At 72.0% G+C, this 12,359-nt stretch carries 3 protein-coding genes; all 3 read left to right on the plus strand.

Translation table 11 applies throughout. The features are described 5' to 3' along the window. Positions 1–385: 385 nt before the first annotated feature. From P2L57_RS14010 to P2L57_RS14020, 3 genes are read left to right on the plus strand one after another with little or no spacing between them, the layout of a single operon-like run. Positions 386–7,396 carry a type I polyketide synthase gene (locus tag P2L57_RS14010; RefSeq protein WP_275813635.1) on the plus strand — a complete coding sequence of 2,337 codons (7,011 nt, stop codon included), beginning with the start codon at positions 386–388 and terminating at the stop codon, positions 7,394–7,396. Then, positions 7,393–12,036: a beta-ketoacyl synthase N-terminal-like domain-containing protein gene (locus P2L57_RS14015; RefSeq protein WP_372515701.1), complete on the plus strand. Its 4,644-nt coding sequence runs from the start codon at positions 7,393–7,395 to the stop codon at positions 12,034–12,036. Before P2L57_RS14010 ends, P2L57_RS14015 begins: the two co-directional genes overlap by 4 nt. Continuing rightward, positions 12,033–12,356, plus strand: a complete 324-nt coding sequence (locus P2L57_RS14020; RefSeq protein WP_372515702.1) for an acyl carrier protein — start codon at positions 12,033–12,035, stop codon at positions 12,354–12,356. Before P2L57_RS14015 ends, P2L57_RS14020 begins: the two co-directional genes overlap by 4 nt. Positions 12,357–12,359 lie beyond the last annotated feature (3 nt).

A 12,359-nucleotide genomic window follows, 5' to 3' on the forward strand; every position in this document is an offset into this window, starting at 1 on the left:
GTTGTGAGTGTTAACGCCACCGTCACGAAGAATCAACAAGCCGGGGATGGAGAACCCGGGGTGTCATGGTTATGTTCATGGGGTGGATCCTGCGCGTAATTGTGTAAAATCCGCCCGACTCTGACCTTGTGCTGGCGAGTCTGCTCAGTATCATCTGCCGCTTGCCCGGGCGTACTTGATTCGCTGCTCATGGGTGGGGCGGTCCGGCTTCTGATGTGCGTTGCGTAGGTTGACTCTTCGCATTGATGTCGCTACCTTCGGCACCGCCTCAATTCGAACGTCCATCCGGGGTCTGGAGCCCGTATGGCCATTCCCTCATGTCCTGGTTGCTTCCTTTGCGCCGCTAATCCCCCCAATGCGTCATCAAATCCCCTCCGGAGAGCACATGACGTCCGCTGCGCGCTTAGACGACATTGTCATAGGCATCAGTCCCCTCGGTGAACCGGACGCCAGACTCACCTCGGCGGTGAGTCGCGCCGGGGGACTCGGAGTGCTCGATCTGGGTACAGGGGGCCGCCGGGCGCGGGAGGCGCTCGCTGACACAAGTCGCTGGACGACGGGCGCCCGGTACGGAGTCCGGGTGGGCACTGCCTGCCAACTCGCGCCCACGGACGTCGAGGCCCCCGAGGGGGCGGGCCCGGACACCGTGGTCCTTGGCGTTGACGCGCCCTGGCGGACAGGCGAAGTCGCCGGCCGCTACCGGGTGTTGGTGGAGGTGACCGACCTGAACCAGGCCCTGGAAGCTGTCCGCTCCGGGGCACACGGCCTGATCGCCCGGGGCAGTGAGAGCGGCGGCCGGGTCGGGGAGCTCAGCACGTTCGTCCTGCTCCAGCACCTGCTTGCCGAGCCCGCGGTGTCCATCCCCGTGTGGGCCTGCGGCGGCATCGGGACGCGTACGGCAGCCGGTGCGGTGCTCGGCGGGGCGGCCGGGGTCGTTCTGGACACCCAACTGGCGCTGCTCGCCGAGTCCGGCCTGCCGCAGGAGGCGGTTGCCGTGATCCGCTCCATGGACGGTTCCGAGACCGTCGTCATCGACGGTCACCGGGTGCTGCGCCGCGGTCCCGTTGCCGTACCGGGCGTCGAGGACACCGCTCGCGTCGCCGCCCGACCCGGCGTGCACGATCCGCGCACCCAACTGCTCCCGGTGGGTCAGGACGGCTTCCTCGCCAGCCGCTTCGCCGAGCGTTGGCACGATGTCGGCGGGGCCGTCCGGGCCGTCACCGAGGCCATCCGCAAGGCCGTACGGGACGACTCGGCAGCCGCGGCGTTACGCCCCGGGTCGGCGATGAGCAGCACACTCGGTACCCGACTGCCGGTCGTACAGGGCCCGATGACCAGGGTCAGCGATCAGTCGGAATTCGCCGCCGCCGTCGCCGACGAGGGCGCGCTGCCCTTCATCGCGCTCGCCCTGGCGGGGCCGGAGCGAGCGCGCGAGGTGCTGACAGAGGCCAAGTCCGCGCTGGGGGGACGGCCGTGGGGCGTCGGCCTACTCGGCTTCGCGCCACCGGAGATCAGACGAGTCCAGCTCGAAGCCGTACGCGAACAGCGCCCAAGCCATGTGATCATCGCGGGCGGGCGGCCGTCCCAAGCCGAGGCGCTGGAGCGGGACGGGATCACCACCTTTCTGCACGTTCCCTCGCCAGGGCTGCTCCGCCAGTTCCTCCAGGCCGGTGCCCGCCGGTTCGTCCTCGAAGGATCCGAATGCGGCGGCCATGTCGGGCCGCGCAGCAGCTTCCCGCTCTGGGAGGCCCAACTGGCGGTGATCGAGGACTACTTGGACGGCGCCGGGGAGACGAGAGACCGCGTCGAGGTGCTCTTCGCCGGCGGAATCCACGATGAACGGTCAGCCGCGATGGTGGCCGCGCTGACCGCCCCGCTCGTCCGCCAAGGCGGCGCCGTCGGCCTGCTGATGGGCACCGCGTACCTCTTCACCAAGGAAGCGGTGGAGCGCGGCGCCGTCCAGCCGCTCTTTCAACGCCAGGTGGCGGCCGCACGGCGCACCGTGCTGCTGGAGACCGCCCCAGGCCACGCCACCCGGTGCGTGGCCAGCCCCTTCGCCGACGGCTACCCCGCCGTCAAGGAGCGGCTGCGGGCAAGTGGCGTCCCCGACCGGCAGATGTGGGAGGAACTGGAGCGGCTCAACGTCGGCCGGCTGCGCATCGCCAGCAAGGGGCTGGAACGAGACGCGGACGGCGAACTGCTGCCGGTCACCGAGGAACGCCAGCTCGCCGAGGGCGTGTTCATGGCTGGACAGGTCGCGGTGCTGCGCTCGGCCACCACCACGATCGGCGCGCTGCACCACTCGGTCTCCCACGGCGCCGCGGACTTCCTCGCCGGACGCGCGGCCTCGCTCCAACAGCGCCTTGGCGTCACACAGGCTCAGCGGTACGCCGAACCGGAGGCGCCCGCGCCGTTGGACGTGGCGGTGGTCGGCATGGCCTGCATGTTCCCGCAGGCGCCCGACCTCGCCTCGTTCTGGGCCAATGTACTGGGCGGCGTCGACGCGGTCACCGAAGTGCCCGGAGAGCGATGGGATCCCTCGGTGCACCACGCACCGACCAATGACGGCGACACCGGCGCCAGAAGCGCCACCGCCTCCAAGTGGGGTGGATTCCTGCCGAAGATCCCGTTCGACCCTCTTCGGTACGGCATCCCGCCGACCGCGCTCGGCAGCATCGAGCCGGTGCAGTTGCTCGCCCTTGAGGCCGCCCGACGCGCCCTGGACGACGCCGGATACGGCGACCGGGGCCGGGCGTTCGACCGGTCCCGTACCGCGGTCGTCTTCGGCGCCGAAGCCGGCAGTGATCTGTCCAACGCCCATGCGCTTCGTGCGGTGCTGCCGTCCTACCTCGGCACGGTACCGGAGGCACTCGCGGAGCAACTGCCCGAGCTGACCGAGGACTCCTTCCCCGGCATGCTCGCCAACGTGATCTCCGGGCGGATCGCCAACCGGCTCGACCTCGGCGGCGCCAACTACACGGTGGACGCGGCCTGCGCGTCGTCACTGGCCGCCGTGGATGTCGCATGCAAGGAACTGGTCGCGGGCACCAGCGACATCGTCTTGTGCGGTGGCGCCGACCTGCACAACGGCATCAACGACTATGTGCTCTTCTCCTCGGTGCACGCCCTCTCGCCGACCGGCCGCTCGCGCGCCTTCGACAACTCGGCGGACGGCATCGCGCTCGGGGAGGGCGTGGCCTGCGTCGTACTCAAGCGGCTGGCCGACGCGTCGCGGGACGGCGACCGGATCTACGGCGTGATCAAAGGGGTGGGCAGCTCCAGCGACGGCCGGTCGCTCGGCCTGACCGCGCCACGCCCCGAAGGCCAGCGGGCCGCCCTGGAACGCGCCTACCGCAACGCCCGTGTCTCACCCGCCGATGTCGGCCTGATCGAGGCCCATGGCACCGGGACGGCCGTCGGCGACCGCACCGAACTGGCCATCCTCAGTGAAGTGTTCACCAGCGCCGGTGCCACACCAGGGGGCTGTGCGCTCGGCTCCGTCAAGTCGCAGATCGGGCACACCAAATGCGCCGCCGGACTGGCCGGACTCATCAAGACCGCCCTGGCGCTGCACACCGGTGTCAAGCCGCCGACCCTGCACATCACCCGCCCGAACGACGCATGGGAGCCGCAGCGCAGCCCATTCGTCTTCCACACGGAGGCACGGCCGTGGGCGGCACCGCCCACGGAACGGACCGCGGGGCTCAGCGCGTTCGGATTCGGCGGCACCAACTTCCATGTGGTGCTGGCGGCTCATGACAGCGGTGCGCCGCCGGCTCACGGGCTCGACGCCTGGCCCGCCGAGCTGTTCACCTTCCGCGGTACGGACCGCTCCGCCGCGTTGCGCGAGGTAGCGGAGACGCTGGAGCTGGCTGCCGGGAACGACCGCTCCGGGCGGCCGTGGCGGCTGCGCGACCTCGCGCTGGCCGTGGCCCAGCGCTCGGATGCCAGCCGTGAGCCGGTTCAGGTGGCCGTGGTGGCCAAGGACTTGGACGGTCTGGCCGGGCAGCTGCGCCGGGTACTCGCGGGCGAACACGACCCCGCGAACGGGATCCATATTTCTGATAGGTCGTCAGAAATCGGGGTTCCGGCTTCCCCTCAATCGCCGAGTCGGGGAAAGGTCGCCTTTCTCTTCCCCGGCCAGGGCAGCCAGCGGCCCGGCATGTTCGCGGACATATTCGTCGCCTTTCCCGAACTGCACCGCTATCTCGAACTCGGCCGGGCCCACGCGGACGTTCTCCATCCGCCCACCGCCTTCGACGAGACCCGGCGCGTGGCACAGCAACAGCGGATCGCGGACACCCGCGTGGCACAGCCGGTTCTCGGCGTGACGGGTCTGTCGGCGTACGCCCTGCTCACGGCCGCCGGCATCCAGCCGGACATGCTCGCCGGACACAGCTACGGGGAACTCGTCGCCCTCTGCGCGGCGGGCGCCCTCGATCCGCGAACCCTGCTGGAGTTGAGCGCCGAGCGTGCGACCGCCATCCTCGAAGCGGCCGGGGACGAGCCGGGTGCCATGGCCGCGGTGACGGCAGGAGCGCAGGACGCCGAGCGGATCCTGCGCCAGGCGGGGCTGGTCGGGAAGGCCGTCGTCGCCAACCACAACGCACCGCGCCAGACGGTGCTCTCCGGACACACGGACGCGGTGGACGAGGCGATGCGGCTGTTCCGGGAGGCCGGGTACGGCGCCCGGCGGCTTCCGGTGGCCTGCGCCTTTCACAGTCCGCTGCTCGCCGGTGCGGGGGAACGGTTCGCCCAGGCGCTCGCGAGGCGCCGGGTGCGAGCCCCCGAGCTGCCGGTCTGGGCCAACCGCACCGCCGCCGTCCATGGCACGGACCCGGACGAGATTCGGTCGGAGCTGGCCGCCCAGATCGAAGCGCCGGTCCGCTTCGCGGCGCAGATCGAGGCCATGTACGAGGCGGGCGCCAGGGCGTTCGTCGAGGCGGGCCCCGGCACGGTGCTCACCCGGCTGGTCGGCTCGATCCTGGGGGACCGCCCGCACCGAGCGATCGCCTTTGAGGGCGGCGGTGCCGGCGCCAACGGCCTGCACGCTTTCCTCGACGCGCTCGCCCAACTCGCCGTCGCCGGGCTGCCGGTGCGCACCGGCTGGATGTTCCGCGGCCGAGACGCGGTAGCGGCCGACCGCAAGGCGCCACCGACGCGGCCCGGATGGACGGTGGACGGCCACCTGGTGCGCACGGCGGACGGCGAACTCCTGCCCGGTGCGCTGGCGCCCGCCCGACGGATCCGGGAAGCGACGATCAGCGCGCCGGACCGGCCGGACGGTGTGCAGGCGGAACGGGACGAGCTGGTCCGCGAATTCCTGCGCGGCAGCCGGGAAATGGTCGCGGCCCAGCGCGATGTGCTGCTGGCCCACCTCGGTGCCGAACCGGGCACCCGGTTCACCGCCCCTGTCGCACCCGTCGTGGCCGAACCGCGGCGGACGGCGGCGACCGCCGCGGTCCCCGCCGATGCTCCGCACGGCACCGAAGCCGCCCCCACTCCGGCCGCGCGCACCGCCGCCGACGTGTCGCGGGTGGTGTCGCAGATCATCAGCGAGCGCACGGGCTACCCCCTCGACATGATCGCGCCCGACCTCGACCTGGAAGCCGACCTGAGCATCGACTCGATCAAGCGCGCCGAGATCGCGGGCGAACTCGCCAAGCGGTTGGGGATGAGCGGCGAAGGCGCGGCGGCGCTCGGCGACGAGGAACTGGAAGATCTCGCCAAGGCCCGCACCACGGCGGCTGTCACCGCCTGGCTGACCGGGCGACTGACACCGCTCGACGGATCCGGCACGCAGGCATCGTCCGAACTCCAAGTGCCACTATCAACAGATGAGTTGGGGTCCGATGCGATCCGGCAGCGGCTCCCGTCCGTAGCCGGAGAAGCACCCAAACGGCTTCTGCTGCGCCCTGTGCCGCTCGGCGAGCCGGACCCCGCAACCGACCCCGCCGTCCTGCTGACCGGTAAACGCTTCGTGCTGCTGGGCGGCGGTGGCGGCGTCGCCGGGACCGTCTCGGCTCGACTCGCGGCACACGGCGCCGAAGCCGTGACCCTCGGCGCCGGCCATCTGCTCACCGACCGGGACGGGCACGTGGACGGCGTGATCCTTTTGGAGCCCTTGGCCGACGCTGGCACTCCGGTGCTGCCCGAGGCGTTCCCGGTGCTCCAGGCCGCCCTGCGGCGCTCACCGCGCTGGCTGCTGGCGGTGCGCAGCAGCGATCCGCTCGACCTGCGCGCTGCCGGACTGCACGGGTTCTTCCGCACGGTGGCCAAGGAGTACCCGGGGATTGCGGCACGCGTCGTCGACATGCCGTCGGCAGACCCCGGCGCCGCATCCGCTCACGGCTACGGTGGTGAGGAGCCCGGGGCCGTAGCGGACGCGCTGCTCGGCGAGTTGCTCGCCCCGGACGGTGCACCGGTGGTGCTGCGGACCGTCACGGACAGGCACGGGCTGGAGCTGGTGGAGACCCCGCTCGGGAGCCTGGCCACCTCGGGCGCCGGACCCGCAGGTGACGGGGCGGCGGAGGCCGCCGCCATCGGCCTCGACCGCGACAGCGTGGTGGTACTGGTCGGCGGGGCACGGGGCATCACCGCACGGTTCGCCGCCACGCTCGTCGCCGCCGCACGCTGCCGTATCGAACTGCTCGGCCGGACGCCCGAGCTGACCGGGCCAGAGGACCCGGTCACCGCCGACGCCCGCGATCCGGCGTCCCTGCGCGCGGTGCTCGCCGTCCAAGGCCACCGGACACCCGCCGAGATCCAGCGGGAAGCCTCCCGAATCCTGGCCCAGCGCGAAGTCGCCGCCACCTTGGACGAGTTGAGGCGCCTCGGCAGCCAGGTGCGATACCGCTCCGTGGACTTCCGGGAGACCGATGCCGTACTCCAGGCCGTCAAGGAGATCCACGCCGAGCACGGCCGACTGGACGGCGTCGTGTACGGCGCGGGCGTCATCGAGGACCGGCTGATCGAGCAGAAGTCCGCGGAGTCCTTCAAGCGGGTCTTCGGCACGAAGGTGGACGGGGCGAGCGCCCTGCTGGACGCGCTGGAGGAACTGCCGGTCGGCCCCGCCCTTCTGGTGCTGTTCGGCAGCATCTCCGCGGTGCTCGGCAATCCCGGCCAGGCGGACTACGCCGCGGCCAACGACGCGCTGGAGACCCTCGGCCAACGGTGGGCGGCTCGCACGGGGCGCCGGGCGCTCACCGTGCACTGGGGTCCCTGGGCGCCCACCGGGGCGCACGCGGGCATGGTCACCCCGGAACTCGCCCGTGAGTACGCGCGGCGCGGCATCCCACTCATCGACCCGGAGGAAGGCGCACTCGCGCTGCTGCGCGAACTCGCCTGGCAGAGCGAGCCGACCGCCTCCGTCGTCGTCACCGCGTCGCAGTGGTGACCGTGGCGCGCGAAGACAGCGTCCACCGCGGGCCAGTCGGCAGGTCGTACCCGGTCGCCATCGTGGGGATGGCCGTGTTGCTGCCCGGCGCGCCGGACCTGGACACCTACTGGCGCAACCTGGTGAACGGCGCGGACGCGATCACCGATGTGCCACCAGGGCGGTGGGACAGCGACTTCTACCACCCGGACAGCGCGGGCGGTCCGACCGCGCCCGACCGTGTGTACTGCCGACGGGGCGGATTCGTGGACGAGTTCGCCGAGGTGGAGGTCACCCGGTTCGGCATCATGCCCGCCTCGGTGCCGGGTGCCGAGCCCGACCAACTGCTCGCCCTGAAAGTGGCGGCCGCGGCCGTCGCGGACGCGGGTGGCGAGGACCGGCTGCCCGACCGGCAGCGGGTGGGCGTGGTGCTGGGCCGCGGCGGATACCTCACGCCCGGACTCGTCCGGCTCGACCAGCGGGTACGCACCGCACGCCAACTGGTGTGCACCCTCGGCGAGTTGTTGCCCGGCCTCCGCGCCGATCAGTTGGAGCGTGTGCACGCGGCCTTCACCGAGCGCCTCGGGCCCGACCGCCCCGAGGCGGCCATCGGACTGGTGCCCAACCTCGCCGCCTCACGCGTGGCGCACCGACTCGACCTGCGCGGGCCCGCCTACACCGTGGACGCCGCCTGCGCCTCGTCACTCGTGGCGGTCGACCAGGCGGTGGGGGAGCTGGCCTCCGGCCGGTGCGACGTGATGCTCGCCGGTGGAGTGCACCACTGCCACGACATCACCTTGTGGAGCGTCTTCTCCCAGCTCGGTGCGCTCTCCCCGAGCCAGCGCATCCGGCCCTTCCACCGCGCGGCCGACGGCATTCTGATCGGCGAGGGCACCGGAGTCGTGGTACTCAAACGACTGGCCGACGCGCAGGGGGCGGGCGACCGTGTCTACGCCGTCATCCGGGGCACCGGGGTCGCCAGCGACGGCCGCGCCGCGGGCCCGGTCAACCCGGATCCGGCGGGCCAGGCGCGCGCCGTGCGGCAGGCGTGGCGAACGGCTGGCCTGGACCCCCGGGACCCGGACGCGATCGGGCTGCTGGAGGCACACGGCACCGCCACGCCCGCCGGAGACGCGGCCGAACTGGTCACGCTGGCCGATGTGTTCGGCCCGCGCGATCCCGGCGGAGCCGACGACCGCGCCGTGATCGGGTCGGTGAAGTCGATGATCGGCCACACCATGCCGGCCGCCGGGGTGGCCGCACTGGTCAAGGCCGCCCTCGCGGTCCACCACGGCGTACTGCTGCCCACCCTGCACTGCGACGACCCGCACCCCGCTCTCGCGGCGACCCGGTTCCGTACCCTCGACACGGCGCAGCCGTGGGAAACCGGCCCCGGGCGGCCCGTACGCCGTGCGGCGGTGAACGCCTTCGGCTTCGGCGGCATCAACGCCCATGTGGTGCTGGAGCAGCCGCCAACGCCTGCTTCGTCCGTCGCCGCGACCGCTCCACGGGCCGTCGTGGCCGAGCCGGAGCGAGTCCTGGCGCTGTCCGCGGCCACCCCGGAACGACTCGCCGAGCTGCTCGCGGCGGACGACTCCGCCGTGCGCGCCGCGGGGGCAGTACGCCCCGCCGGGTCGGGCCGCAGCAGGCTCGGCATCGTCGACCCGACCGCCAAGCGGCTGGCGATGGCCAGGCGCATGGTCGCCAAGGGACGCTCCTGGCGCGGTCGGCACGACATCTGGTTCGTCCCCAGTCCACTGCTCGGCAGCGGCACCAACGGGATGCCGGGGAAGCTGGCCTTCGTGTTCCCCGGCCTTGAAGGCGAGTTCGAGCCCCGGGTGCACGGCGTGGCCGAGCACTTCGGGCTCGGCCGTGCGGCGGTACGCAGCGGTGGACCGGCACTGGCCGAAGACGTCGGCCGACGCGGAACCGATGTCTTCGGCGTCGGCCGCCTGCTGGACGCCGCGTTGCGGCACATGGGGATCGCGCCGGACGCGGTGGCCGGGCACAGCGTCGGCGAATGGACCGCGATGGTGGCGGGCGGCATGTACGCGGGCAACGCGGTCGACGCCTTCCTCGACTCCTTCGACCCGGACGCGCTCCGTGTGCCCGCGATGGCCTTCGCGGTCCTCGGCGCCTCCGCGGAGCGGGTAATGGCCGCACTGCGGGAGTGGTCGGACGACGGGATCGTGCTGTCCCACGACAACTCGGCGCACCAGTCGATCGTGTGCGGTCCTCCGGCTCCCGTCGCGGAGTTCGTCCGGTCGCTGCGGGCCGACGGGGTGATAGCGCAGGTCCTGCCGTTCCAGTCCGGCTTCCACACCCCGATGCTCGCCCCCTACCTGGGGCCGATCGAAGCGGCCGCGCACCGTTTCGATCTGCTCCCGCCGACCGTCCCCGTCTGGTCGGCGACGACGGCCGCGCCCTATCCACCGGACGAGGCCGCCGTACGGGAGCTGTTCGTACGGCACCTGCTGGAGCCCGTGCGCTTCCGGCCGCTGACCGAGGCCATGTACGAGGCGGGCTTCCGCGCCTTCGTACAGGTCGGTACCGGTCAGCTGGCCTCGCTCATCAGCGACACCCTGCACGACAGGGAACACCTCGTGGTCGCCGCCAACTCGCCGCACCGCGACGGCCTCGCCCAACTCCGGTGCGTGGCCACGGCGTTGTGGGCCGACGGAGCCCGCGTGGACCCATCGCTGCCGCCCGCGTCTGCCGCGCACAGCGGGACGGGACACACCGCGGCGTCCCCCACGGCGTCGGCCCCGCATCAGCCGGTGCGGCTCGACCTGGGCGGTCCACTGGTCCGACTGGACGCGGGTGAACTAGCCGAACTGCGCCGCGAGTTGGCGCCCGCAGCCGATCCCACCGGCCACCTGGGCAGCCCCGCCGCGGCACTCGACAACGCGGCCGAACGCTTCCCGCTTGCCGCCGAACTCGGCGCGCTGCTGCGGGAGACGGCCGAGACCGCCGCCGAACTCATCGCAGCGGGAGACCGGACGGCGTCACCGCCGTCTCTCCCGCCCACAGTCGGCGCGCAGCCGCCGCCGCACACCCTGGAGACGCACACCGTGCTGCGGGTCTCCACGGACACCATGCCCTATCTGCTCGACCACTGCTTCTTCCCGCAGCGGCCCGACTGGCCCGACGCGGCGGACCGTTGGCCGGTGGTACCGGCCACCACGATCGTCCGGCACCTCATGGAGGCGGCGGAGCGGGCCGCCTCCGGGCAGTGCGCCGTCGCGGTGCACGGCGCCCGCTTCGACCAGTGGGTGACCGCCGCACCACCGGCGGACGTGCCGATCACCACGAAACCGTCGCCCGACGGCCCGGGCAGGATCCGCGTCACCTTCGGCCGCAGCGCGCACGCCACGGTGGAGGTGGCGTCCCACTACCCCGCGGACCGCCCCGAACCATGGCGGGCCGACCCCGCCGATGAGCGCGTTCCCGGCCACACGGCAGCCCAACTCTACGACGAGCGCTGGATGTTCCACGGTCCGCTGTTCCAGGGCGTCACCGATATCACCGCGATCGGCGAGAAGCACGTCCGCGGCACGATCGCCACGCCTCCGGCGCCCGGCGGTCTGCTGGACAACGTCGGCCAGCTCCTCGGCTACTGGATCATGGCGACCCGCACCGAGCGGACCGTGGTCTTCCCGGTCGGGATTCGGCACCTGCGCTTCTTCGAGCCGCACCCGCGCCCAGGCATCGAGCTGGAGTGCCTGGTCAGGATCGTCTCACTGACCGACACGGCACTCGAAGCCGACGTACAACTCGTCGCTGACGGCCGGGTGTGGGCCGAGCTGACCGGCTGGCGGGACCGCAGGTTCGACAACCACCCGGAGACCAAGGCGGTCGAGCGCTTCCCACAGCGCAACACGCTCTCCAAGGCGCAGCCCGGCGGCTGGGTCCTCCTCCACGAACGATGGCCGGACCTCGCCTCCCGTGATCTGATCATGCGTAACCACCTGGGCGGCGCAGAGCGTACCGAGTACGAGCGCCACCCGCCGCACGGGCGCAGACAGTGGCTGCTCGGCCGGATCGCGGCCAAGGACGCCGTACGGCAGTGGCTTTGGGACCATGACGAGGGCCCGGTCTTCCCCGCGGAGATCCGGATCCACAACGACGAACACGGCCGCCCGTACGCCACGGGCGTACACGGACGTACCCTCCCGGCCCTGGATGTCTCGCTGGCGCACCGGGCCGAGACCGGCGTGGCACTCGTGGTAACGCGACGATCGCAAGGGCGCGCGGACAGTCCGGCTCCCGGCATCGACATCGAGGAGATCGCCGACCTGACCGAGCAGACCCTCGCGGTCGCCTTCGGCACGTCGGAGCACAAGCTGATCGCCGCGTTGCGCGCCGCGACCGGCGAGGCCGAGGCGTGGTGGGCCACGACGTTCTGGGCGGCGAAGGAGGCCGTCGCCAAGGCGGAGGGCACCGGTTTCCGCGGCAGACCGCGGGACTTCGCCGTGGTCGAGGCGGACGTGAGGGCCGCACCGGTGCGCCTCGTGGTCGAGGCTGCCGCGCCCACCGGTCGGCGGCGCCGCTATCGGGTGCACAGCACGGGGGTGGCCAACCCGCCGGGGTTGCCGCCCAGGGAATACATCGTGGCCTGGACGAACGGACCGGCGGACGACAACGAGGAGATCGATCAGTGACCACCAGTGAGCAGACCCCTGCGGTCTCCGTGGTCGACGCGCGGACCGTCCTCGCGGAGATCACGGAGATGCTCCGCACCGTACTCGACGAGTACGGCCTCGACGACACCGAGATCACCATGGAAAGCCGCTTCACCGAGGACCTGGAGCTGGAGAGCATCGACCTGGTCACCCTGGCGGGCGAGTTGGAGGCACGCTACGGGCGGCAGGTCAACTTCGCCGAGTTCGTGGCCGACTTGGAGCTTGGGGAGATCATCGGCCTCACCGTCGGACGTCTCGTCGAGTACGTCGTGCGGTGCCTCAACGCCGAGGGGAGCTGATCG

This window comes from Streptantibioticus ferralitis (assembly GCF_029223525.1).
GTDB lineage: Bacteria > Actinomycetota > Actinomycetes > Streptomycetales > Streptomycetaceae > Streptantibioticus_A > Streptantibioticus_A ferralitis.